At 58.2% G+C, this 25221-nt stretch carries 21 protein-coding genes; 15 read left to right on the top strand and 6 right to left on the bottom strand.

Annotated features, from left to right (window positions below):
- Positions 1-40 precede the first annotated feature (40 nt).
- From FYJ43_RS10465 to FYJ43_RS10415, 11 genes are all read left to right on the top strand, one after another.
- Positions 41-982 (top strand): bifunctional riboflavin kinase/FAD synthetase, encoded by a 942-nt coding sequence (locus FYJ43_RS10465; RefSeq protein ID WP_326833609.1) that lies wholly within the window; start codon positions 41-43, stop codon positions 980-982.
- A gap of 189 nt (positions 983-1171) precedes the next feature.
- Positions 1172-1435, top strand: coding sequence for a 30S ribosomal protein S15 (gene rpsO / locus FYJ43_RS10460; protein WP_154564637.1), 264 nt, complete (start codon positions 1172-1174; stop codon positions 1433-1435).
- Positions 1436-1746: 311 nt separating this feature from the next.
- Positions 1747-3954: a polyribonucleotide nucleotidyltransferase gene (locus FYJ43_RS10455; RefSeq protein ID WP_326833581.1), complete on the top strand. Its 2208-nt coding sequence runs from the start codon at positions 1747-1749 to the stop codon at positions 3952-3954.
- A 144-nt stretch (positions 3955-4098) separates the two neighbouring features.
- The gene (gene dapB, locus FYJ43_RS10450) at positions 4099-4839 is read left to right on the top strand and encodes a 4-hydroxy-tetrahydrodipicolinate reductase (protein WP_154564633.1); all 741 of its coding nucleotides are present in this window, start codon (positions 4099-4101) and stop codon (positions 4837-4839) included.
- Positions 4832-5671 (top strand): LmeA family phospholipid-binding protein, encoded by an 840-nt coding sequence (locus FYJ43_RS10445; protein WP_154564631.1) that lies wholly within the window; start codon positions 4832-4834, stop codon positions 5669-5671. Before dapB ends, FYJ43_RS10445 begins: the two co-directional genes overlap by 8 nt.
- Positions 5672-5778: 107 nt before the next feature.
- Positions 5779-7518 carry a pyruvate dehydrogenase gene (locus tag FYJ43_RS10440; protein WP_154564629.1) on the top strand — a complete coding sequence of 580 codons (1740 nt, stop codon included), beginning with the start codon at positions 5779-5781 and terminating at the stop codon, positions 7516-7518.
- Between the two features lie 130 nt (positions 7519-7648).
- On the top strand, positions 7649-8803 hold the full coding sequence (locus FYJ43_RS10435) for a glycosyltransferase (RefSeq protein ID WP_154564627.1): 1155 nt from the start codon (positions 7649-7651) through the stop codon (positions 8801-8803).
- Complete coding sequence (locus tag FYJ43_RS10430) at positions 8800-9444, top strand: lysophospholipid acyltransferase family protein (RefSeq protein WP_154564625.1); 645 nt, start codon at positions 8800-8802, stop codon at positions 9442-9444. The genes FYJ43_RS10435 and FYJ43_RS10430 overlap by 4 nt, the downstream gene beginning before the upstream one ends.
- Before the next feature lie 10 nt (positions 9445-9454).
- Positions 9455-11146, top strand: coding sequence for a ribonuclease J (locus FYJ43_RS10425; RefSeq protein ID WP_326833580.1), 1692 nt, complete (start codon positions 9455-9457; stop codon positions 11144-11146).
- Positions 11147-11285: 139 nt separating this feature from the next.
- A complete protein-coding gene (rpmB, locus tag FYJ43_RS10420; RefSeq protein ID WP_002514277.1) occupies positions 11286-11471 on the top strand; it encodes a 50S ribosomal protein L28 in 186 nt (61 codons plus the stop codon).
- 70 nt (positions 11472-11541) lie between these two features.
- Positions 11542-13770 (top strand): ATP-dependent DNA helicase RecG, encoded by a 2229-nt coding sequence (locus FYJ43_RS10415; protein ID WP_326833579.1) that lies wholly within the window; start codon positions 11542-11544, stop codon positions 13768-13770.
- Positions 13771-13858: 88 nt separating this feature from the next.
- On the opposite strand, the gene FYJ43_RS10410 is transcribed toward FYJ43_RS10415, so the two are convergent.
- Positions 13859-14281 (bottom strand): pyridoxamine 5'-phosphate oxidase family protein, encoded by a 423-nt coding sequence (locus tag FYJ43_RS10410; protein WP_154564621.1) that lies wholly within the window; start codon positions 14279-14281, stop codon positions 13859-13861.
- 161 nt (positions 14282-14442) lie between these two features.
- Between FYJ43_RS10410 and FYJ43_RS10405 the strand changes: the two genes are divergently transcribed.
- Positions 14443-15030, top strand: coding sequence for an RsmD family RNA methyltransferase (locus FYJ43_RS10405; RefSeq protein ID WP_326833578.1), 588 nt, complete (start codon positions 14443-14445; stop codon positions 15028-15030).
- A gap of 2 nt (positions 15031-15032) precedes the next feature.
- Positions 15033-15509: a pantetheine-phosphate adenylyltransferase gene (gene coaD, locus FYJ43_RS10400; RefSeq protein WP_326833577.1), complete on the top strand. Its 477-nt coding sequence runs from the start codon at positions 15033-15035 to the stop codon at positions 15507-15509.
- 63 nt (positions 15510-15572) lie between these two features.
- Here coaD and FYJ43_RS10395 read toward each other — a convergent pair whose 3' ends face one another.
- Together FYJ43_RS10395 and FYJ43_RS10390 are read right to left on the bottom strand one after the other, a co-directional pair.
- Positions 15573-16745 carry a glycoside hydrolase 5 family protein gene (locus FYJ43_RS10395; protein WP_154564619.1) on the bottom strand — a complete coding sequence of 391 codons (1173 nt, stop codon included), beginning with the start codon at positions 16743-16745 and terminating at the stop codon, positions 15573-15575.
- Positions 16742-19825, bottom strand: a complete 3084-nt coding sequence (locus tag FYJ43_RS10390; RefSeq protein WP_154564617.1) for an alpha-mannosidase — start codon at positions 19823-19825, stop codon at positions 16742-16744. Before FYJ43_RS10390 ends, FYJ43_RS10395 begins: the two co-directional genes overlap by 4 nt.
- Before the next feature lie 311 nt (positions 19826-20136).
- Here FYJ43_RS10390 and FYJ43_RS10385 point away from each other — a divergent pair, with 311 nt between their 5' ends.
- Positions 20137-21147, top strand: coding sequence for a LacI family DNA-binding transcriptional regulator (locus tag FYJ43_RS10385; RefSeq protein ID WP_154564615.1), 1011 nt, complete (start codon positions 20137-20139; stop codon positions 21145-21147).
- Between the two features lie 20 nt (positions 21148-21167).
- On the opposite strand, the gene FYJ43_RS10380 is transcribed toward FYJ43_RS10385, so the two are convergent.
- The 3 genes from FYJ43_RS10380 to FYJ43_RS10370 form a co-directional block, all read right to left on the bottom strand.
- Positions 21168-22064: a carbohydrate ABC transporter permease gene (locus FYJ43_RS10380; protein WP_154564613.1), complete on the bottom strand. Its 897-nt coding sequence runs from the start codon at positions 22062-22064 to the stop codon at positions 21168-21170.
- The gene (locus tag FYJ43_RS10375; protein ID WP_154564612.1) at positions 22061-23014 is read right to left on the bottom strand and encodes a carbohydrate ABC transporter permease; all 954 of its coding nucleotides are present in this window, start codon (positions 23012-23014) and stop codon (positions 22061-22063) included. The genes FYJ43_RS10380 and FYJ43_RS10375 overlap by 4 nt, the downstream gene beginning before the upstream one ends.
- A 71-nt stretch (positions 23015-23085) precedes the next feature.
- Entirely contained in the window at positions 23086-24396 is a 1311-nt protein-coding gene (locus FYJ43_RS10370) for an ABC transporter substrate-binding protein (protein WP_154564610.1), read from the bottom strand.
- 210 nt (positions 24397-24606) lie between these two features.
- On the opposite strand from FYJ43_RS10370, the gene FYJ43_RS10365 reads away from it, so the two are divergent.
- A complete protein-coding gene (locus tag FYJ43_RS10365; protein ID WP_154564608.1) occupies positions 24607-25167 on the top strand; it encodes a YceD family protein in 561 nt (186 codons plus the stop codon).
- Positions 25168-25221 lie beyond the last annotated feature (54 nt).

Genomic DNA, 25221 nt, shown 5'->3' with positions numbered 1-25221 from the left:
GTCGACCCGCCTACATGCTGGGTGAGCAGTACGTGCGACAATTCGGGTTCAACGCGCTTCGCACCATAGACTGCCCAACGTGTCTGTTCCCGAGGAATCGTTGACTGTCGTTATCGGAAACTTCGATGGTGTACATAGAGGCCACCAGGCTCTTGTCCAGGAGGCCAAGAGGGTGGATCCAGACGGCTGTGTCGTTGCTGTCACATTCTGGCCACACCCACTGACCGTCCTGGCTCCCGGCCATGCCCCGGCTTTGCTGTGTTCGCTGGAGCGGCGGATCGAGTTGCTTAAAGCTGCCGGTGCCAGCGAAGTGCGCGTAGTCAATTTCACCACCGAGGTCGCTAGTTGGACTCCTGCGGCGTTTGTTGAGCGGGTGCTAGGGCCTTTGCAGCCCAAGCATGTGCTGGTGGGTCAAAACTTCCGCTTCGGACGTCAAGCAGTGGGCACCCCGGATACTCTGGCCGAGATGGGACGCGGTCGCTTTCAGGTGCATGCGATGGATCTCGTGGCTATTTCGGGGGTGACTGTCTCGTCGACTCGGGTGCGCGACGTGGTAGCCGCAGGCAATGTCACCGAGGCGACACAACTTCTAGGCCGACCCTTCGAGGTTGCTGGGGTTGTCGTGATGGGCGACCAGCGCGGACGCGAACTCGGATTCCCAACGGCTAACCTCGTTGTACCCCAGGATCGGGCCGTCCCTTCTGATGGGGTGTACGCCGGGTGGCTGGAGCCCAGCACCGGCCCGGACGCTGGCCGTCGACTTCCATCGGCAATATCGGTTGGTACCAATCCGACATTCGACGGGGTCGAGCGTCGTGTCGAAACCTACGCCATCGGTCGAGACGACCTGGAGCTGTATGGCACCGACGTCACGGTGGCCTTCGCTGAGCGGCTACGCGACCAAATCAAGTTTGACGGGGTCGAGCCACTCATATCTCAGATGAATGACGATGTCGAGGCAGCCAAGCGAGTTTTGCCCTGATGTGGACGTCACTTTCGTCGATCGACCCTTGTCTGGCATAAGAATTTGTCTGGCATAAGAATTCGCGCCGAATAGGGGAGGGCTGATAGCCTTGCCCAGTTGCCGTCAGATCGGCCGCGGCCTTGGAAGAGTCTCCTGCAATCAGAGCGTTGGGGACGCCGCGCAACGGACAGAAAGGGATCTACTGAGATGGATGCTGCCGAGAAGAAGAAGATCATTGACGAGTACGCGACCCATCCTGGCGATACAGGTTCCCCGGACGTTCAGGTCGCTATCCTTACGAAGCGTATCGCCGAACTTACGGAACACCTCAAGGCTCACAAGGGCGATCATCATTCCCGCCGTGGCTTGATGCTCATGGTTGGTCAGCGTCGCCGTCTGCTCAACTACATCGCGAAGAATGATATTGAGCATTACCGTGAGCTGATTGCTCGCTTGGGCCTGCGCCGCTGAGCGTCACAGACCATCTGCAACGGGGCGTCCTTGTGGGCGCTCCGTTTTGCTATGCCTGCTGGTCGGGTTTTACCCACAACCTCGACTCCATCTGTCACCAGCAATTCGTGGTATTGGTCGTTGATGCCGTAGACTCAAAGGCACAATAAGAATCACTGTAACTGTCGACTGCCTCCCCATGGCACATGGGTCCTCGGTAGTGGCCACCGGGAGCGATCCCGGCGGCTTCGATCGAAGACCGGTGTGGTTTATTAAGGGGTGCCTTCTGGAGCGCTCGCGGGCGGCGGTCGGCCCTGCGAAAGGACATCCCTGTGGAGGGACCCGGACTCGAATTCACCGAGGCCATCATCGACAACGGCAAATTTGGCAAGCACGTCGTCCGCTTCGAAGCGGGCTTGCTGGCCCAGCAGGCGGATGGATCCGCCGCCGTCTACCTTGACGGTGACACCATGCTGTTGTCGGCTACCACGGCAGCTAAGACTCCCCGTGACTCCATTGACTTCTTCCCGTTGACGGTTGACGTCGAGGAGCGTATGTATGCAGCCGGTCGTATCCCTGGCTCGTTTTTCCGTCGTGAGGGACGCCCGTCCGAGGGTGCCATCCTTGCGTGCCGCCTTATTGACCGTCCGCTGCGCCCCTCCTTTGTCAAGGGGCTGCGCAACGAGGTTCAGGTTGTCGTCACTGTGATGGCTCTCAACCCGGCTGTCTATTATGACGTCGTCGCCATCAATGCGGCCTCGATGTCCACCCAGCTGGCTGGTCTGCCGTTCTCTGGCCCGATCGGTGGTGTGCGGATGGCTCTCATCGAAGACCAGTGGGTGTGCTTCCCCTCTGTCGACCAGCGCAAGGAGTCGACGTTCGACATGGTCGTCGCTGGCCGCGTTCTCGCCGACGGTGACGTCGCCATCATGATGGTTGAAGCAGAGTCGACCCCCGCCACCTGGGGCCTGGTGCGCGGCGGGCGTACCGCCCCGACAGAAGAGGTCGTCGCTACTGGTCTGGAGGCTGCCAAGCCGTTCATCAAGGTGCTGTGTGACGCTCAGGTTGCGTTGGCTGCCAAGCTTCCCAAGGAGACGTACGACTTCCCGGTCTTCAAGGACTACGAGGATGACGTCTACGCTGCCGTTGAGGAGAAGGCCGCCGACGAACTCTCCCGCATCGAACAGATCGCAGCAAAGCTGGAGCGCCAGGAGGCCGAGTCCGAGCTTAAGACTCGTATTAAGACCGAGCTCGCTGACGCTTTCCCGGAACGCGAGGCTGAAATCTCCGGCGCCTTCAAGGCCGTTATGAAGAAGATCGTTCGCAAGCGCGTTCTTGACGAGGGTGTGCGAATTGACGGTCGTGGGCCTCGCGATATTCGCTCGCTGTCGGCTGAGGTTGGCATCATCCCGCGGGTCCACGGCTCAGCGTTGTTCCAGCGCGGCGAGACCCAGATCCTAGGGGTGTCGACCCTTAACATGCTTGACATGGAGCAGAAGCTCGACACCCTCTCTCCGGAAACCTCACGGCGGTACATGCACAACTACAACATGCCGCCATACTCCACCGGCGAGACTGGCCGTGTTGGCTCCCCGAAGCGCCGCGAGATAGGCCACGGCAACCTTGCTGAGCGGGCCCTCATTCCGGTGCTGCCCAGCCGTGAGGAGTTTCCCTACGCCATCCGCGAGGTCTCTGAGGCCATCGGTTCTAACGGTTCGACCTCTATGGGGTCGGTCTGCGCCTCTACCTTGGCGCTATTCAATGCCGGTGTGCCGCTGCGCGCCCCGGTCGCTGGCATCGCGATGGGTCTCATGAGTGAGACGGACGAGGATGGCACGACAAAGTATTTGGCCCTCACCGACATCCTTGGCGCCGAGGATGCTCTTGGCGACATGGACTTCAAGGTCGCCGGGACGAGTGAGTTCGTGACCGCATTGCAGTTGGACACCAAGCTCGACGGTATTCCTGCTGATGTGCTTGCCGGTGCTCTCAAGCAGGCTAAAGAGGCCCGTACTGCGATCCTTGAGGTCATGAACGATGCCATTGACTCTCCCGACGAGATGGCCCCAACCGCCCCGCGCATCATTACCGTCCACATCCCGGTGGACAAGATCGGTGAGGTCATCGGCCCGAAGGGCAAGATGATTAACCAGATCCAGGATGACACCGGTGCCAATATCTCGATTGAAGACGACGGCACTATCTTCATCGGTGCCGATAATGGTGATTCTGCTGAGTCGGCCCGTTCGATGATTAACGCGATTGCTAACCCTCAGATGCCTGAGGTAGGCGAGCGTTACCTCGGCACGGTCGTCAAGACAACGAGCTTTGGTGCTTTCGTCTCCTTGCTGCCCGGCAAGGACGGTCTGCTGCATATCTCCAAGATGCGGGACCTCAACGACGGTAAGCGTGTCGAGGCCGTTGAGGATGTGTTGTCGGTTGGTCAGAAGATCCAAGTGGAGATCGCTGAGGTCGATGATCGCGGCAAGCTTTCTTTGGTGCTGGCTTCCGATGAGGAGGACGACGACACCGACGAGTGAGTCGTCATCCGGGAGACTGTTACGGGCTGCCTTGGCATTGTGCCGGGGCAGCCCGTTCGTCGTATGCCGAGTGAATCTAGCCCAGCAGCGTCAGCCCTGCTAGGTAGTCTGGGGCAGGTGCCAGGAAAAGGAAGGAAGGTCCAGATGATTAAGGTTGCCGTGTTCGGAGCTAAGGGACGCATGGGGGCTGCGGTCTGTCAGGCTGTCGAGGAGGCCGAGGACACTGAACTTGTCGCGGCTATTGATAGTGGAGATGACCGCTCTGCCGCGTTAGAAGCCGACGTCATCGTTGACTTCACGACCCCCGATGCGGTCATGGACAACCTGTCATGGGCGATCTCTCATGACATCAATACGGTTGTTGGTACAACCGGTTTTGACGATCAGCGGTACCAGACGTTGCGCGACCAGCTCGCCGATCATCGGAGTACAGGCTGTCTAGTCGCCCCGAATTTTTCTATCGGCGCTGTCCTCATGATGCATTTCGCTGAGCAGGCTGCACGGTTCTACGAGTCGGTGGAGATCGTTGAATTACACCATCCCAATAAGGTCGATGCGCCGTCGGGAACTGCGCGCGCCACCGCGACAAAAATTGCTGCTGTACGCGAAGAAGCGGGACTGGGGGAGGTTCCTGACGCGACGAAGAGCCAGCTCGACGGGGCTCGTGGGGCTGTCGTTGATGGGGTTCATGTTCATGGTGTGCGGCTGCGCGGTCTCGTGGCTCACCAGGAGGTGCTGTTCGGGTCTGAAGGCGAAACGCTCACCATCCGTCATGATTCTATGGATCGGGTGTCCTTCATGTCCGGTGTGTTGACGGGGGTTCGCGGAGTCCTTGATCGTCCAGGTCTGACTATCGGTATTGAAGGGCTGCTGGGACTTGAATGAGCATCCTACGTTCTCAGCGACACCAAGTGAGCCGACGCAGGTGCTTCCGCCGAGAACGCGGGCTGGTTCTGGCACCGTGGTGACGGTCGAGGGGGGCCGCCGCTCCCATGGCGTTGTCGCGTGGCTGATAGCCCTCGTTGTTATCGCGTTGCTTGCGGTCGTGGCAGTTATTGTCGATCAGACATTTCAGGCGAGAGCTGAAAGAAATGTAGCGGACGTTATTGCGACATCCGTCGGGGCTGACGCTTCGACGGTTGGGGTGACGATTCACAACCGTCCCTTCCTTGCAGTGTTGGTCACCGACGAGTTGCAGGGGATTGACGTGACCGTCCCGAAGGCGACGGTGGCTCGAGATGACACCACGGTGACTTTTCGCGACGTTAAAGCCCATGCCAGTGGTATCCGCCACGCCCGCCAGAGTTCTCAGACAGTAGCTGAAACGATGTCGGCCACTGGCCGTATTGACTGGCCGGAGCTGTCGAGGTTGGCGGGTGGAAAGATCAGCTATAACGACGACACCGGCGATACTGGTCGGGTGACAATCGTGCGGGAGATGTCAGTATTGGGGGCTCGGGTGGACGTCAGCATCACCGCTGTGCCTGGGGTGGAGGCCACCTCGCGGCGGGTGACACTGAGTAATCCGTCGGCCAGCCTTGATGGCATTCCTATTCCCGATATGTTGCTCAAACCCATCCTGGAAGGAATCACCCAACGATTTACTCTTCCCGATTTGGGAAATCTGCAGTACGACTCCCTGAAAGCGACGCCACAGGGCCTCGAATTCTCGTTGGTCGGTACCGAGGTAAAGCTGTCTGACCTCACGGGACAGTGATCTGCTTCGCGCGAAGAGCGAGGTGAGCCTAAGATGAAGCGTCGTATGCTAGTGCGCGGCCGGTCGGCCGCTCTACACATGTCTTCAGTTCCGCGGAGGTCCCTTTCATGAATGTTGCCGAACAGCTCGTCCAACAACTCCTTGATGCGGGGGTGAGACGGATCTACGGCATCGTCGGTGACTCCCTTAACCCAATCGTTGATGCGGTTCGTAAAACTGGGGGCTCCGCCAAGGGCGGCATCGACTGGGTGCATGTTCGCCACGAAGAGGCTGCGGCGTTCGCAGCCGCTGCGGAGGCGACCTTGACGGGCGAGCTCGCGGTATGTGCGGGTTCGTGCGGACCGGGCAACCTTCACCTCATTAACGGGCTGTTCGATGCTTACCGTTCTCAGGTGCCGGTATTGGCAATCGCATCCCATATTCCTAGCGTCCAGATTGGCATGAGCTATTTCCAGGAGACCCATCCTGACCGTCTCTTCGTGGAGTGTTCCGACTACTGTGAATTAGTTTCTACAGCGGAACAGGCGCCACGTGTCGTCAATTCTGCCATCCGCCATGCTGTTTCTGGCAGTACCGTCTCTGTCATTACCCTTCCGGGTGATATTTCGGATAAAAAGGCTGTTGCTCCCTCGCCGGTCTTTGTTCCGAGCCGTCGGCCGTCTATTGAGCCGAATCCAGAGGACGTCCGCCAGCTTGTCACGTTGCTCAACGACGCGAGGAAGGTTGCCATTTTCGCCGGCGCCGGTGTTGAAGGCGCACACGATGAGGTCCTCGCCCTCGCCGACAAGCTCAAGGCTCCTATTGGCCATTCCCTGCGAGGCAAGGACTTTATTCAGTACGACAATCCCTTCGATGTCGGTATGACCGGCTTGCTGGGTTATGGTGCCGCTGCTGAGGGCATGAATGATGCAGATGTCCTTATCCTGTTAGGGACCGATTTCCCCTATAACCAGTTCCTTCCCGACACCCTTACCGTCCAGGTCGAGAACCGTCCGGAGAAGCTGGGACGTCGTACTGACGTGTCCTTCCCGATTCACGCTGACGCCAAGGCTCTTTGCAACGCTGTCACTCCGTTGCTAAAGCAGCACGATGACAAGTTCCTCAAGGCCACTGTCAAGCGTCATGCCAAGATTATGAAGGCCCCGGTCGGCTCGTACACCCGCAATGTCGAGCACATGAAGCCGATCCACCCCGAATACGTCGCTCACGTTCTCAACGAGGTGGCCGATCGCGATGCCATCTTCACTGCCGATACCGGTATGTGCAATGTGTGGACAGCTCGTTACATCGATCCCCTCGGTACTCGTCGCCTTATCGGATCTTTCCTGCATGGATCGATGGCTAACGCCTTGCCGCATGCCATTGGCGCGCAGGCCTCACACCCAGGACGTCAAGTTATTTCGGTCTCGGGAGACGGCGGTCTCTCCATGCTCCTCGGCGAACTGGTGACCGCTCGTATGCTTAATCTGCCGATCAAGGTGGTCGTCTTCAATAACTCCACCCTCGGCATGGTCAAGCTGGAGATGCTCGTCAACGGGTTGCCCGACTTCGGCACCGACGTTCACGACGTCAACTATGCGGGTGTGGCCAAGGCGATTGGATACCATGCCGAGCGGGTCGATGATCCACGCAACATTCACCGTGCTCTTCGCGATGCGCTGGACTTTGACGGTCCAGCGTTGGTCGAGGTCATCACCGACCCCAACGCCCTGTCCCTTCCACCTGAGATTAAGGGTGAGCAGATGATCGGGTTCGCCACCGCTATGAGCAAGATTGTGCTTAACCGTGGTGCTGGCGAAGCAGTGTCAATGGCCACGTCAAATATGCGCAATATCCCGCGCTTCTGATAAATCATTATATTGTGGGGTCCGTCCGATAAGGATGGGCCCCACCGCCTGTCGAATCAGAAACGGGGGCCAAAGCTGGGATGGCGTCAATACAGACAATGTCTGAGTCGATAGGTAACGGTGCTGCCGCATGAGAATTCTTCTTGTAGTTGACACTCTCCGACCAGGAAACGGCACGACTACGTCGACTCTTCGTTTTTCTCATGCGTTGCGTGCCCAGGGGCACGAGGTTCGGCTTCTCAGCGCTGTGGGGACAGCAAAACCTCATACTGACGGTATCCCGGTGATTGAGGTGCCGAACTTGTATGTGCCGGTTATTTCTTCTCTGGCTGACGTCCAGAATGTTGATCTCGCGCAGCCGGTAAGGGCGGTAATTGGGTCAGCGGTGGCTCATGCAGATGTCGTGCATGTCATCATGCCTTCACCGATGGGTGTCTGCGCAAAGCACGTGGCTGGCCATGCTGGCGTACCAGTGACCGCAGGTTTTCACATTCAACCTGAGAATATTACATACAACCTGCATTTGGCTCGTGCTCGACGATTATCGGACGATGTCTATCGAATTCTATGGCGAGCTTTTTATCACGATGTGGCCCACATTCATGCTCCCAGCGAATTCATCGCCCAACAATTGCGCATTCACGGTTACCGTCAGCACCTTCACGTTATTTCAAACGGTGTGCCACCACAGTTTCGGCCAGGCCCGCTACGCCAGACCTGGACTCTAGATAGCGACGGTCCGGCGACGATTATGACGGTGGGCAGGCTCTCTCCTGAGAAGCGCATTGACGTTCTGATTGACGCGGTGGCTCGTGCCCGTCATCGCGACCGGATTCGCCTTGTGGTTGCTGGTCGTGGACCAGACTATGAGTCACTACAACGACGGGCTCACCGCGCAGGTGTTCATGCAGTTTTTGTCTATCATGACCGGTCTGAGGATCTCATCGCTGAACTGCGAGCAGCTGATCTTTACGTCCATCCCGCCGACGTGGAGATCGAGTCTTTAGCAGCTTTGGAAGCAGCCTCCGTCGGGTTACCGTGCCTCATCGTCGATAGTCCTCTGTCGGCAACGAGCCAATTTTGTCGGGTGGCTGAGCACGGTGTGTGTCCGCCACGTGATCCGCAGGCCATGGCTGCTGAAATCGATTGGTGGTTGGAGCACCCGCTGGAGCGCGAAGCTGCCGGGAAAGCTCAAGCTCATTGTCGTCAGGAGTACGCCCTGGATCGTTCTGCGCGGATGTTGGCTGCGATGTTTGACGCCGCGGTTGTGGAGCCGGTTGGATGAGGAAGATTCGGCGTGCCGCTTACGTGGCGATTATTGGCCCGGCGGCGGTTGCTCTTACTGGGTTTACCTTCGCCTTTCGCAGGAGGGGACGTCACCATCTCGCCCCAGGGACGATCATCGTCAGCAACCATGTCCATGATTTCGATTGTTTGGCCTTGGTGCGAGTGTTCTGGCCAGTGGGCTTGAGGTTCAATTCTCAGCCGTCAAACTTCGACATTCCGGTAGCAGGGCTTATTTTGCGGGCTTTCGGCACTATTGAGGTTGATCCTAGCGATGTGCGTGGGTTTTTCTCGAGCAATGCTGAGGCGCTGGCTGACGGAGACTGCGTCGTCATCTATCCGGAGGGTGACATTAGTCATTATGAGACGTCAGTTAGCACCTTTCGTCCCGGGGCTTTTGCCTTGGCGGTGCGTACAGGAGCTCCCATTGTTCCGGTCGCTCTGGTGCGGTCGGGGCGCATGGTGGGTGTGAGATGGCGTCGCCCTCAGCTGGAGGCGAGAGTGGGTTCGCCTATGTATCCCGACCCGGCACTGCCCTCTCGTCAGGCCCGGGAAGAGTTGCGACAGCGAGCTGAACGATTTGTCTCTAGGGCCCTTGACGACGCCGCTCGAATGAGCGAATCTGTCGCAGGCTCTCGGTAGGCTATTCGCCGTGGCTAAGACTGGACTGACGACACCCCCAGACCTTCAACCGGACGTATTGCGCATCATCCCGCTCGGAGGATTGGGGGATGTCGGGCGCAACATGTCGTGCTACGAGATCAATGGGGAGATCCTCCTTATTGACTGCGGGGTGCTTTTTCCAGAGGATGACCATCCCGGTGTCGACCTGTTGCTGCCTGGCCTGGATTACCTCGACGATGAAAAATTGTCCAGGGTGAGGGCTCTGGTGCTTACTCATGGCCACGAGGATCACATTGGCGCGGTGCCATACTTGCTCAAGCGTCGCCCCGATATTACAATTTACGGATCTAGGCTGACCCTGGCCCTTGTCGAAGCCAAATTGCGCGAGCATCGCATCAAGAGTTACCAGCTCAATGTTGTTCACGAAGGTGATGTCGCCGAGGTTGGCGAGCAGTTTGACTTGGAGTTTGTTGCCGTCAACCACTCCATTCCTGATGCGTTGGCAGTGTGTGTGCGTACCGATGCCGGAACTCTCATCAATACCGGCGACTTCAAAATGGACCAGTTGCCGCTAGATGGGCGAATCACTGACCTGCGCGCTTTTGCACGGCTCGGTGAGGAAGGGGTCGATCTCCTTATGGTCGACTCGACGAATGCCGAGGTGCCGGGGTTTGTGAAGTCTGAGACGGAGATCGAACCGGCTATTGAGAGGGTGTTCGAAAAGGCGAATAAAAAACTTATTGTCGCCTGCTTTGCCTCCCATGTGCATCGTGTCCAGCAAGTACTCAATATGGCGGTTCGCCACAACCGCAAGGTCTGCTACGTAGGCCGTTCAATGGTTCGCAATATGGCTGTTGCCCAGGATCTGGGTTACCTCGACGTTCCGGACAATACCGTCATCGAGTTGCGAGATTTGGACCACTATCGGGATAACGAGGTCGTCATTATCTCGACTGGGTCTCAGGGGGAGCCGTTATCGGCGCTAGCGAGGATCGCTAACCGGGAGCACCGGGATATTGAGGTCGGTGAGGGAGACACTGTCTTGCTGGCGTCCTCTCTCATCCCCGGCAATGAGAATGCCGTTTACCGGGTGATCAACGGGTTGACGAAACTTGGCGCCACCGTGGTGCATAAGGGCAATGCGTTGGTCCACGTTTCGGGTCACGCTGCAGCTGGAGAGCTGCTGTACGTATACAACATCGTGCGCCCCCGTGCTGTTATGCCAATTCATGGCGAGGTGCGTCACCTCGTTGCCAACGCTAGTTTGGCCAAAGCCACCGGTGTCGATGAGAAGAATGTCGTGCTTGTCGAAGATGGCGGAGTCATCGATCTTGTCGACGGAGTGCCGCAAGTTGTCGGCAAGGTCGATGCCTCCTACATCCTCGTTGACGGATCAGGGGTGGGAGAGCTCACCGAGGATACCCTCACTGATCGCCGCATCCTTGGTGAGGAGGGATTCTTATCGGTTGTTACTGCGGTCGATACCCGCTCGGCTTCTGTGGTGTCTCGCCCGGCGATTCAAGCCCGTGGTTTCGCAGAAGACGACTCGGTCTTCGAGGGCATTACCGATCAAATCGTCGCTGAACTCGAAAAAGCCATGGAATCAGGTATGGACGACACCCACCGATTGCAACAAGTGGTCCGTCGAACCATTGGCCGGTGGGTGGCGCGGTCGCTGAAGCGTCGACCTATGATCGTGCCTGTCGTCGTCAAGATCTGAGGGCTGTCGAGTCGGTGTGCTGACGATTTGGGTTCTGGTGGGTTGAACGTATAGGCTTGTCCAGTTCCCGAAGGAACCCCCGAACCCAACGATTGCGTCGGGTGCGTCTTGCGCCCGGCCCTGAACAGGAGATCTCCCAGTGGCTGCTGTGTGTGACATCTGCGCCAAGCGCCCCGGTTTCGGACACAACGTCCCCTGGTCGAAGAAGAAGACCAATCGCCGGTGGAGCCCGAATATTCAGCGCGTCCGTGTCGTCGAGAACGGCACGCATAAGCGCATGAATGTGTGCACGTCGTGTCTCAAGGCTGGTCGAGTCAGCCGCTGAGCACTGCGTTCGACGCGAGAACCCGCCGAGAGGCGGGTTCTTTGTCGTTACTGGTCGATACGGTGGCGACGTGAATGCAGTAACTCGGTGGCATACCCGCACTCAGCAGGAGCTTCATCGTCCGTTAGCAGAGGCTGTCGGAGCCAAGACGGCCAAGGCCTTCTCTGTACTGCATATTGACACGGTGGGTGAGGCCCTAGGCCACCTTCCGCGTCGCTACCTTACTGGTACGGAAACGACAGATCTGTCCCACCTCGTCGTTGACACGGAAGTCGCTTTGGTAGCTGACGTCGTCGGTGTCGATGTTTACACCAATAAGACTGTTACTGGCCGGGAGAGACGCCCACGCCAGCGTCTGGAAGTCATGCTTTCTGACGGGACGGCCCGTCTTCCGGTGACTTTTTTTGGCAAGCCTCATGTAGTGGCCTATTGGCAACGCATTTTTTCTGCCCACACTCACGGCATCTTTGTCGGCAAGGTGGGCGAGTTTCGCGGAAACCCACAGCTCGTCCATCCCGATTTCGTCATGATCGACCGTAACGGCAAGGTCGTCGCGGGTCGAGAAGAGGGCAAGGTCATGGCTGCCCAAGTGCAGCGTCACGGCTTGCTCGGTCTTTACCCCCAGACATCGAAGTTGCGTACCTGGGAAATCGCGTCTGTCGAGTCGATGTTGCTCGATTCCACCCCCGAACTTGAGGACACTCTGCCGGAATGGTTACGTCATGAAGCTGATCTACCGAGTTTATGGGAGGCTTACCACGCCATCCATCACCCGCACTCGGTGGAGGAGGCGGGTCGCGGTGCCGAGCGGCTTGTCTGGGAGGAGGCGATTGCTACCCAGGTGACGATGGCAGTGCGGCGCCGCAGCGTAGACCGTCATGACGCCCCGGTGTGCTCACGTCGCGAGGACGGCTTGCTGGCCGCCTTTGAGGATCGCTTGCCCTTTATCCCGACATCTGGCCAGCAAGAGGTCAGTAAGACAATCGACGCTGACCTTTCGTCAGATCGTCCCATGCACCGGCTGCTGCAAGGAGAAGTTGGTTCTGGGAAAACTTTCGTCGCGTTGCGAGCGATGTTGCAAGTTGTCGACGCCGGGCATCAGGCTGTCCTGCTGGCACCAACCGAGGTCCTTGCCCAGCAGCATTACCGAACTATCACCTCGATGCTGGGCGAATTGGCGAACGGTGGAGGATTGGACGCCCCAGAGATCTCTACCGGCGTGACACTGCTGACAGGGTCGATGAATGCTGCCGGCACCCGGGCAGCGCTAGCCGATATTGCTTCGGGAGCCGCTGGAATCATCGTCGGCACTCATGCGCTGTTGTCGGGCAGAGTGATCTACAACGACATTGGGTTAGTCGTCGTTGATGAGCAGCACCGCTTCGGCGTTGAGCAACGCAGCGTTCTTGCCACCGGCGACGGCGCTCGTCCTCACGAGCTCGTCCTTACTGCGACCCCGATTCCACGCACGGTTGCGATGACGGTCTTCGGTGATCTTGAGGTTTCTAGCCTGAGAGAGTTACCGACCGGGCGCGCGGACATCCAGACCACGGTCGTCGATCTGCCTGTCCATGGGCCCTGGCTCACCCGGGCTTGGCAGCGAATCCGCGAGGAATGTGATGCCGGACATCAGGTGTTTGTGGTGTGCCCCCGCATCAGTTCCGATGACGCTGATGACGTCGAAGGAGGCCGCCCTCCCACAGCTGCCGTCGAAGAGCTTGCTCCCCAGCTAGCGACCGGATCTCTGGCCGGATTGAGGGTTGAGGCATTGCACTCCCGGCTGGATCCGTCTGAAAAAGACCTTGTCATGGACAGGTTCATCAGGGGTGAGTCTCAAGTCCTCATCTCTACAACAGTGATCGAGGTCGGTGTAGACGTCCCCAATGCCACCATGATGGTCATCATGGACGCTGATCGATTCGGCGTCTCTCAGCTGCACCAGCTGCGTGGTCGGATTGGTCGGGGCAACCTTCCAGGGCTCTGCCTTCTTGTCACGACCGCACCCCCCGGATCGGCGGCACGCGAGCGCCTGGACGCCGTGGCGTCATCCCGCAATGGATTTGAGCTGGCCGAACTCGACCTTGCTCAACGTCACGAAGGCAACGTGCTGGGATCTTCCCAATCCGGGTACTCGTCTCCATTGCGGCTGTTGAGGGTACTGGACCACGCCGAGATTGTTACGGCATCGAAAGACCTGGCGGAACGGTGGGTGAGTGAAACCCCCGACGATCCGAGGCTCCTTGACATCGTGACCGCTACGGAAATGCTCGCTGAAGGCGACCTCATGGAACAAGGTTGAGTTGACGTGTGACGCCTGGTTGGGCACATATACCGGCCGGCAGATATGGCGAAGGCCCGAACCGCGTCAGCGATCCGGGCCTCTCGTGTCAGTTATTTTTCGGTTCGGGTCCGAAGGCGAAAGTGCGCCCGGTGATCTGCTCGCACGTTACGCGGACGTAGTTGCGCTTAACAGTTGGCACCCAGGGCAGTAGCGGCATCTTGGCACACAACGCAAGCTCGGCGTCGTCGGTAATAACTTCGGCTTTGCCACGGAGAACGACTGACCAGCCGGTTTCCTCGCTCCAGCCATCCGCTTCGAAAGCGACTCGATTATTCGTGACAATGTCCTCTAACTTGCTACCGGCTGCAGTGCGGAAAACAATGCTCTGTCCGTCAACGACGTAGTTGACGGGGAATACCTCTGGCTGGTCATTAACACTGGTGGCCAGGCGACCAACCTCGGCGGTGTCCAGGTAACCCCAGCAGCTATCCTCCGGGACCTCGGTGATCGGGTTCTCGTCATTGATCATGGGCCTATTCTTCCTGAACGCGGCGCACTTCGGGAACCGACTGGCACAAAATTGCTGAGGTTGCCGATGCAAGGACGCCAGATGGCCATATTTCCTGCGGCCACGCTCGTCAGAAACTCACGAGCGCGAGGAAGATTGGCTAGGACCGCTAGCCTGGTGTTGTGAGCAGGATTATCGCGGGGCGTGCCGGTGGACAGCGTCTGGCCACCCCGTCAGGGAGACTGACACGTCCGACGACCGACCGGGTACGCGAGGCGGTGTTTTCCGCCCTGGCGGCATGGAATGGGACCACGAATGAAGCCCCTGAGGACCACCTGGCCGGTCAAGCATTCTGCGACCTGTTTGCTGGATCAGGTGCGGTAGCCTTAGAGGCTGCCAGTCGGGGTGCCGGGACGGTCGTTGCCGTCGATCGCGACCGCTATGCATGCAACGTCATGAAAGACAATTCGCGGACAACCCGGTTAAGAATCCAGGTGTCATCTCAGACCGTGATGTCATTTCTCGCGGCCACTCAACACATATTTGACATCGTTTGGTTTGATCCCCCCTATGACCTTGCCGACGACGACATGGATGGCCTTATCGCGATGGCCAGTGAGAGGGCTCTCGCACACAACGGCCTGCTCGTGGTCGAGAGGTCGCGGCGTAGTCGCGCGCCCCGCTTTCCAGACGGATACGAGTCGTGGAATTCCCGCTACGGTGAGACGGTTGTCTATTACGCCCAACATACCCGTGAGCCCATGGAGTAGTAGTGAAAGCAGTGTTCTCAGGATCGTTCGACCCCATCACACTCGGCCATGTTGACATCGTGACCCGAGCCGCTGAGCTCGTCGACGAGGTTGTCGTCGGAGTCGCCGTGAACTCGGCAAAGAACGGCATCTTCTCTATGGATGAGCGAGTGACTTTCGTCAAGGATGCCGTTTCCGATATCCCGGGAGTCGAGGTGGCTCTCGTTGACGGCCTGTTGGTCGATTTTTGCACTGACATGGGCGCTGATGCCATTATTCGCGGGCTGCGGTTTGGTGGAGACTTTGACTATGAACTCCAGATGGCCCACCTCAATAAGGCCATGAGTGGCATTGAAACCATCTTGTTGCCTGCCGGCCGCGAATTCGGCACTATTAGCTCGTCCATGATTCGATCTGCTGCCTGTAATGGCGGCAATGTGTCCGAATTTGTGCCGGCAATGGTTGATGCTGCTCTCCGCGAGAGGTTCCTCCGGAGTTGAGGAGGCCGTTGCGTCGATCGTTGCACCCGTATTCTGCTTTGACGCCCTTTCGCAAGATCAATCTCAGACTCGCTGGAGTCTTGGGGCTGTTCCGGTGTGCTCAGCCTGATCGACCCATTGAGCAAAGAGATCGCCCATCGGGGAGCATACTGAGCGGCCTTCGCCCGTCTCCCAGCTTGCACTGAATGTCAACTCGTCAGATTGGTGTTGAGGCTGAGCGGCGTGCAGGTCGGGTATCACCTGCGCCAAGGCATGTGCCTCCGGCTTAGGTGTGCCGTCAGTCGTGAACAGACCTAACGAGTACTCCAGCTCCGGAAAATCGAGCAGGTCACGGGAAACGTCGTGAGAGCACCACCAGGTCACAGCCTCCAGGCCCGGTGTCGAAGCTAGTGATGCCATGGTTGTTGTCATAAACTCGGCCGCCTCAGCATCGCAAACATGGGTTCGAGGAGCCCCAACCTCCTGTAGCCACAGTGGACGCTGCGGGTCCGGGCTCCACGCTCGAGCCAACTCCAGTAAGTAGCGTGGGAACCACGTGAGGGCAGAATGTCCATTCCCGAACCGGGGTCCTACTTGGGAAAACACCCAGGAGTGGACGGTTGTAGCAGACCCCTGGATCACGGCGTGGCGTGGGATAAATGGATGATCATCAACGAACCATAGGTCATCGTCGAACCCGAACCAGAACCGCCCTTCAGGCCATTGTTCGGTCATAGCATCCTGCATCGTCTGCAACCAGGTCTGGGCCTCGTCGATGGTGCATGCGCTGCGCGTCGGGTGTACATGTCCTGGTGCCAACGCAGCGTACTGCGGGAATTCATTTCCAACGGTTATTCCTGTGACATTCGGTTCTTCGCGTAATCGCTGTGCGAGCTGACCGATAAGGTCACGTTGTCCAGATTTCACGAGCGGATCGGTAAAGAGATTCGACTCGTGCCACGTGATTACCCACGCTGGTAAGAAGTCGTAGCTCGATAGATGCCCGTTGAGGGCGTCCACGGTGACATCAAGGTCGAACTCTCCGGCAGCTCGTACAACCGAGGTGACATCATCGAGAGCTCGTGGGCGGACGAGCCCGCGATTGGGTTGCAACAACGGCCACAGTGGGAACAGACGCACATGGTCGAGGCCAAGCTGGGCAATGACTTCAAAGTCACGGCGGATTGCATCGAGGTCAAGATCAAGCCAGCTATGGAACCACCCTTGGGAGGGAGCGTAATTGACGCCAACCTTCATCGGATACGTCCCAACCTGAGGGTTGCGACCTGGAACGGGCGTAATGACAGGCCGATGGTGCCATGAGCAAGGCCGTTGGTGATAGCAGAGGGGGCTACCTGGGCGCGGGGGTTGCCGTCGAGAGGGTCTTCGAGTAGATCGACCTCGACAGCAGACGTGGCGTCAAATCCCAAGATCATCGTGGTGTGAATATGGTGGCCATAGGGTTCATAGAGCCGGACGATGACATCACCAGAACCGTCCTCAGCAAGCTTGATGGCCTCGACGACAACTCCCTCGACGGTTAGCAACGGTTCGACCGGGGAACCGTGACGACGCCGCACGCACAGATTGGCAGCGTATCCGTCGCGGATAGCGTCGGTGAGATCAGCGCCGACATGCAACGTGTGAAAGAAGTCGTGTTCGCCCTCGTCAGCGCGTGGATCAGGGAAACGTGCCCCCTTGAGGAGAGATGCGTGAGCAACCGACCAGGTACCGCCGTTGTCTTTGGGATGACGCGACACATTCCATCCGTACGTGCCGGAGTTGGCGATAGCAACGCCAAAACCGGGCTCGGACAGGTACACCCACCGGTGCGCATGGACCTCAAAGCGGAAAGCATCCCACGACGTGTTGGTGTGAGTGGGACGCGTGATGTGACCCATCTCGATCTCGTAGTCGGCGTGATCTGTGTGGACGTCGACCGGCCATGCGAGCTTCAGGAGGCTGTCACGCTCGTGCCAGTCGACGTGAGTGCGTACCTTGACGCGCGGATCTCCTGGATTAATAGTCAACGATTGGGTCGCGCTGGAGTGACCAAAAACTCTCGTCACGCTGATGGTGACCGACTCGCCAGTGCGCGTCATGGTGGCCTGGCCGTCATCGAGGTCGGTAACGGTGTTGGCGTAAAAAGGATCGATGTCCCAGGCGTCCCACATATTCGGGAAATCCGGGTGCATCTGGAGTAGGTTGCCACGCTGACCCGCCGGTATAGCGTCGCGACCACTAGCGGCATCGACGAGGTGCGTGATGAGCCCGTGCGCGTCGACAGTCATGCGTAGTAGGCCATTACCGACGATGAACCCGGTGTCGATTTTTTCGGCATAGACCTTGTCTGAGATAGATGGAGCCTTGCCAGCGCCCATAGTGACTGTAGAAGCCCACGGGCGGGTCATTGGAGCGCAGTCAAAGACGACCTCCTCATCCCCGCTTCCGGCCAGTAACTCCTGGGCATCATGAATGAGTTCAGTTAGTTCGTCGGAGATGCAGCGGTGATCTGCGACGACTTCGCGGTACACCCACGCGATGGCTGATCCGGGCAAAATGTCGTGGAATTGGTACAGGCATATCGTCCGCCATATGTCCGCGAGGCGCTCACCGGGATAATCCATGAGTCCTCGTACGGCAGCGGTGGCGCACCACAACTCGGCCTCCCGAAGCAGGTGCTCGTTACGGCGATTTCCCTTTTTGACCTCATACTGGCTGGTGAAAGTGCCGCGGTGCAGTTCGAGGTAGAGCTCTCCGACCCACGTACCAGGGTCTTCATGCTCGGATTCGGCTCGAGCGAAGAAGGTAGCTGGGGGCTCGATAGCAAGCTTTGGGGATCCGTCAAGATCAGCAATTCTGCGCGCTTGAGCGAGCATTTCGCGAGTGGGACCGCCACCGCCATCACCGTAGCCAAAGGGCACCAAGGAAGAATTAGCGCGACCCTTGTCTTGGAAGTTGGCGCGGGCATGCTCAAGGTCGTGAGCCGACAAGTCGGAACCGTACGTATCTGCGGGCGGGAAATGAGTAAAGATGCGGGTTCCGTCGATTCCTTCCCACCAGAACGAATGATGGGGAAATTTATCAACTTGATTCCAGGAAATCTTTTGGGTCAAAAACCAGCGGGCACCTGCCAATTTTGCTAACTGGGGGAGTGCGCCAGAATAGCCAAAAGAGTCAGGTAGCCACACTTCGGGGCAATGGTGGCCAAACTTCGTCATGAAATAACGCTGCCCGTACAACAGCTGACGACACATTGACTCGCCGCCGGGGAGATTGGCGTCAGATTCCACCCACATACCGCCCACTGGGATGATGCGGCCTTCCTTGACAGCTTTCTGTAATCTCGCGAAGAGGTCAGGATGATCGGCTTCGAGCCACGCCGAATGCTGGGCGGCCGGGAAAGCGAAGATGTGGGTGGGATCATCGTCGATGAGGTTGAGCTGGTTGGAGATAGTTCGGGCAACCTTGCGTCGCGTCTCGCGCAGGGGCCACAGCCACGCGGAGTCGATGTGAGCATGGCCGATGGCGGTCATCGTCTGAGCCGACTCGTGTGCGCGTCGAGCCAAGGCAGGAGCTAACCCGCTGCGAGCCTGCGATGCGGTGGAGGCTACATGAGATAGGTCGAGACGGTCCATAGCGCGATCCAAAGCGCGACGGATCTCCCAACGACGCTCAGAGTCCTCGGGTAACTGGGCTGCCAATCCCGACAAGGCGACGACATCGGCAATGAGTTCGCGCACCTCGTCATGGACGACGACGAGGTCAGCTTGTTTGAGGGTGTAATACGCCTCAGTGGAGGCGGTGAGCTTGTCCCCGTCTTCGGTGGGCTGGAAGGGTGGTTGGGCTAGCAAGATGGGGTTCGAGGCAGCTTCGATGTAGATGTCGATATGGCCCTCGTCGTCAGTCTCGACGGGAATCCAGGTATTGCGCGGGTTGAGGGCCTTGATGACGGAACCGTCGGGACGCACCACCATTCCCTCGGATTGGAATCCGGGGGAATCCCACACCCCACCGAGATCAACGATCATCTCAAGGTGGTCGTCTCGATGCTCAGGCGGTACGGTCGCGGTGACATGAAACCACGTCGTTCCCCATGGTGGCCCCCACGCGTCACCGACGTGGAAGGGCTCATAGGTCAGGGCTACGCCGTCATTAATCGAGATAGGTTCACCCTGACCGAGGACGCCAGGCCGACTGTTTGATCCCCTGACGCTGTCGGTAACGGGAGACCACTCAACGTTGAGGGGACAGATCGTGGTGGTTTCGGCGGGGCGAATCTTCTCAGCGAGATGGCGGTGCACCCTGCCATCAAGAATGGGGGCGTGATCATGCATGAGAGTCCCTGACGGTTGCAGCATTGACAACGGATAGCTTCGGAGTGAAGTCTAGTGACTAATACGGTTTAGTCAACCTCGTTGCCTAGCAGCTGGTCAAGCGGTCTTCAACGGTGAATTCCGCGGTGACTCGGTGCTTGCGCGTTGAGGAGGATCGCGGCGAGGTCCATGTGTGATCGCTAGCTGAAGCGTTTTACCCATTACTGCAGATAGCCCTACAATGATGCCGCGCGGGTCGAGGAGCCTCAGGCGACGGCACGTCTAGGCCCCGTCCGATACAGCATTCATGCTTCGGGAAGGACCGTGGCCTCATGGATAGGACGACGATCAAGGACATTGCCAGGGTTGCCGGGGTGTCACCGGGGGCAGTGTCATTTGCTCTCAACGACAAGCCGGGCGTCTCTGAAGCTACGAGAGCGCGCATTAAGACGGTTGCCAAGGATTTGGGTTGGCGTCCCAATGTGGCCGCGAGGGCGTTATCTGCCAATCGGGCGGGAGCGGTGGGGCTCGTCATTGCGCGCGATGATCGCAGCTTCGCTGGTGAAGGGTTCTTCCTTCATCTCATCGCGGGTATGGAGGAGGTTCTCACTCCGGCGCGCGTTGCTCTGGTGTTGCAGTTGGTCGCATCCCGCGAGGAGGAGTGCGAGGTCCATCGTCAATGGTGGGCGCAGCGTCGAGTTGACGGAGTGGTCCTCGTCGATCCGGCACATCATGACCCGCGGTGGCCGCTTATGGCCGAGATCACCATGCCATGCACGGTTGTTGGGGCTATGAATGACACACCACTGCCTGGTGTCCATATTGATGATGCGGCTGCTGCAGGAAGCATCGTGACTCACTTGGTTGACCGAGGTCATCGTCGCATTGCTCATATCGGTGGTGACCCCACTCTCGAGCACAGTATGGTTCGGCGACAGGCATTCGCTCGGCAGGCCGACAGACTAGGAGCAGTCGTCATCGAGGCTGCCGCAACGGAATACTCCGAGCAGTCCGGGTTGCGTGAGACCAGTGCGCTGCTAGAGACCGAGGATCGTCCTACCGCGATTGTCTATGACAACGAGGTACTGACGCTTGGCGGTTTGGCTGCTGTTGCCGAGCATGGCCTACACGTCCCTACTGACGTTTCGGTGGTGTCCTTCGAGGATTCCCCGGCCTGCCGGGTGATGTCGCCGGGAATTACCGCTTTGCGACGAGATCCGTCAGTTCTGGGACGCGACGCCGTCACGATGCTGATGGACATTATCGACGGTGACGAGGTTGACGACATCACTGAGCAACCACCCGAGCTCGTCGTTCGAGGATCTACTGGCCAGGCGCGGTAAGAGACCGGCAACAGCTGACGTCAGCCCTTGACTCCACCGCCTTCGACACCGCGGAAGAACACCTTCTGCATGGACGCGAAGACGATGATGATAGGGATGAGGGCGATGATTGTGCCTGCTGCGACCTCGCGCGGATCGGTAGACATCGTCGAGCTGAGATATTGCATACCGACCGTCAGTGTGTATTTGTCTGGATCGTTGAGGACAACGAGTGGCCACAGGAAATCGTCCCAGGCCCCGATAAAAGAGAACACCGCGACTACCGATGCCATTCCCTTGATATTGGGCCACACAATATGACGAATCTTCGACCATGTGTTCGCGCCATCAACGGTTGCCGCATCCAATACTGACGCCGGGACGGCTCGACAGGCGGTCGCCATGAGCAAGACATTGATAGCGCCAACGACACCTGGAATGGCTACGCCTGCGAGCGTGTTCGCAAGACCCATTCCTTTAATAACGAGATACTGGCTCGTTAACGTCACCTCGCCCGGCAATAGGAGGACTGACAATAGGATGCCCATGACGACCTTCTTGCCGCGGAACTTCATGCAGGTCAGTGCGTAGCCAGCCAAGGAAGCCAGCACAACGTTACCAACGACGCAGACTGCTGCAACGATGACTGAATGCCAGGCGTACCGGAAGATCGGCACCACGTGGGCAACACGTCGATATGCGTCAATACTGAATTCCTGGGGAACGAGGTGGGGTGGAAAAGAATAGATGTTTTCAGTGACCCCTTTAAGAGAGGTCGAGAGCTGCCATAGGAAGGGCCCGATTGAAATGATGACGACGACGACCAAGAGAAGGTAACGTCCAATGAGTCCGGCGAGTGTGGGGCGAGTTGGGTCAAAAGCGCGTCGGCTACGCCATGGCTTCTGCTTGTGGGGGCTGGTTGCGTTCTCAGCACTCATGCCATCGTCTCCTTCGTAGCGTTCTGGAAAGCGACGGCCCTGCGGGCACGTCCTCCTCGCTTGGTTCGACGCCCCGATCGGAGATCTTTGTTGTTAGCCCAACCAATGACAGTCAATGGAATGAGGGTAAGGAAGAACAACACGACTGACAGGGCAGAGGCATATCCGAGTTGCCCAGACAAACCGGTTCCAACCTGTTTAATGACCATAACCAAGCTGGAATCCTCGCCGCCGGGGCCACCTGTGCCGTTGGTGAGGACGTACAATTCGGAAAAGATCCTCATGCCGGATACCGCGATAAGGGCAATGATGAGGATCATTGCGGGCCGGATGCCGGGTATGGTGACATTGCGGAATCGCTGGAAAGTGCCCGCACCGTCTAGGGCAGCGGCCTCGTGTAGGTCGTGGTCAACATTTCCGAGCGCCGCGAGATAGACAATCATGTAGTAGCCGAGGCCTTTCCAGACTGTCAGCAGAATCGCACAACCGAGCAACTTCCAGCGATCGACGAGAAAGGGAATGGGGCTACTCGTTATGCCCATCCATTGCAAGGATTGATTAATGAGACCACGAGAGTCAAACATCCAGCTCCAGATGAGGGCGACGACGACAACCGATGCGATGACGGGGAAATATGCCACCGTGCGGAAGAATGAGATACCTGGAATCTTCTTTTCAACCAGTAAAGCCAGCAGCAACGGCAGGATAGTCAATAGTGGGATGCAGATGATGACGTAGATGAATGTCGTCACCATGGCACTCCAGAACATGTCGTCGTGCCATAGTTCGACGTAATTCGTGAAACCGATGAACTCCCCGCCGACGAGGGGTCGAGTGTTTGTGAAGGACAGGATGATTGTGTTGATGAAGGGGTAGAGGGCGAACACGATGGTCCACACGACTGCCGGAGCCACCAACAACCACGGTGTGTACCAGCGGTGGGAGTTCATGGAGCGCAATCCTTAGGCGGTGTCGACAACGGTTCTGCTGGCTCCGCAGTACTGCGGAGCCAGCAGGTGGATCACTTAGCAACGTGATCGTTGCAGTACTTGACGGCCTTATCGAGTGCGTCCTTAGCAGAGACGTCGCCTCGCATTGCCGATGAAATCTGTTGGCCAACATAGGTCTTCATAGCGTCGGTATAGGCCATAGGTTCACCGATCTTGGCCGTTTTCATCTCGTCGGCAAGGGCCTCTGCGGCTTCCTTCATCTGCGGGTCGGAGATGACGGAGGTGAAGGAAGCTGGGTTCTCATTGGCTTCTTGGGTTCCAGGCAGGAAGCCCTGCGCCAGTTTGACGAAATCGACCTGGTTGGCGTTATTGGTGACATATTGGGCAAATGCAAGAGCCAAATTGGGGTTCTTCGATTCTGCGGAGACGCAAATACCTTGCACGAATAGTGGCGGGACGCCTATACGCTTCGTCATAGCGACATGGGGAAGGAGCTTCGGAGCATCTTTCTTAAGGTCGACAGGGAAGGACGCCGAGCCAGTGGTCCATGCAACCTTTCCTTGGATGAACAGTTTCGAGTTGCCGAGGTAATTGTTCTGCAACACTTCCGGGGGCATAGCCTTCTTGGCGTAAAGCTCGACGTACTTCTGGATGATCCCGACGGCTTTGTCAGTGTTGAAAGTGAATTTGCCGTCTTTATAAACCTCGACGCCCTGAGCAGCAAGATCGCCGAGGGCCGGCGCGGTGGAAATGAGAGGCATCGTTCCATGGGACTTCTCGGCCATCGTGATCGCTTGGTCGTAGAGCTCATCGAGCGTGTTCGGCAGCTTCTTGGGATCGAGGCCATACTTCTCGAAGGCCTCGGTATTCCACCAGTTGAGGTCAGTCCCTAAGTACCACGGATAGCCGTAGACGCCGTCGTCACCGTCGAAGGTGTAGGCGTCAATGCCGCCTTTGGTGTAGGTGGCGATGGCAGCGCTGTCAGCTTTCTTGAGGTCCATAACCTTGTGAGCTTTGCGGAGCTGCCACGCGAAATTCGGCGGAATGTTGACGACGTCAGGAAGCTGTCCGGCGGTGGCTTGCTGTTGGACTTTCTCCTCGTAGCCTTCGCCTGGCTGGTCAACCCACTTGATGGTGGTCCCGGGATGCTCTTTCTCGAATGATGCGACAAGCTTCTTGAAGTAGGGTGTGAACTTCTCATTCTTGAGGGACCACGTTTGGAACTGGATCGTGCCCTCGAGCTTGGCGGATGGGTCAACAGATGCCTGGCCCGACGGCTTGTCGTCCGAGCCACTCATGCCACATGCGCTCGCAGCGAGCACTGTCGCGAGTGCGGCTGTGCCGCCAAGTAGCTGACGTCGACCGATGGTGACGTTTCCCATGATCTTGCTTCTTCCTTAGGTGGGTCCCGTGCAGGTTCCGGGCCACCATTGGCGCCATCTCCTGCTGAACTAATACGCTTTAGTACAGTATTGCTCGGAGGAACGCCGGCAGTCAAGGAGTCAGTTGGTTTGGTCACTCGACGATCTCTAGGTAGACTTGGCAGCCGGTCATGACCTCGTCGTGTTCCACTGGTCGAAGGGATCTTTGCGATGAACACCACCCATCGCCACTCCGACGCACACGCGGATCTCGTTCTCGAGACCCATTCGTTGCGTCGTCAAGTGGGTCAGATGATCCGGGTTCAACGGACGGTACCCGCTCCAGCGGATCTCGGTGTCGACATGATCGGCGTTCCCGAGGGTTCTCCGCTTGACCTTGATCTCCGTCTGGAGTCGGTTGGAGAGGGGATCCTCGTGACCGGGACCGTCGAGGCCGCCCTGAAGGGGGAGTGCTCTCGCTGTCTGGACGCCATCAAGGAAGACCTTCTCCTTGACGTTCAGGAGCTGTACTTCTACCCCGACAAGGAGGCCGATGAGGATGCCAGTCGGGTCAGTGCCGAGGAGACTATCGACCTTGATCCCGTCGTGCGTGCCGCAGTCGTATTGAACCTTCCGTTCAGTCCACTGTGTCGCGATGACTGCGCGGGGCTATGCCCTGACTGTGGCGCTAACCTCAACGACGACCCGGAGCATGACCATCCGGATAGGATCGACCCGCGCTGGGCGGCCCTCAGGGGTATCGCTGGTGGGGAAGATCTGGATCGGTCCTGAACGTTCCTCATGGCAGCCGCCGAGCGCGGGTGCCGACCCCCTGAAGCACACCAA

The organism is Cutibacterium porci (assembly GCF_009696315.1).
GTDB classification, from domain to species: Bacteria; Actinomycetota; Actinomycetes; order Propionibacteriales; family Propionibacteriaceae; genus Cutibacterium; species Cutibacterium porci.
Note: the sequence above shows the minus strand (reverse complement) of the source record. Positions and strands in the feature narration are given on the sequence as shown.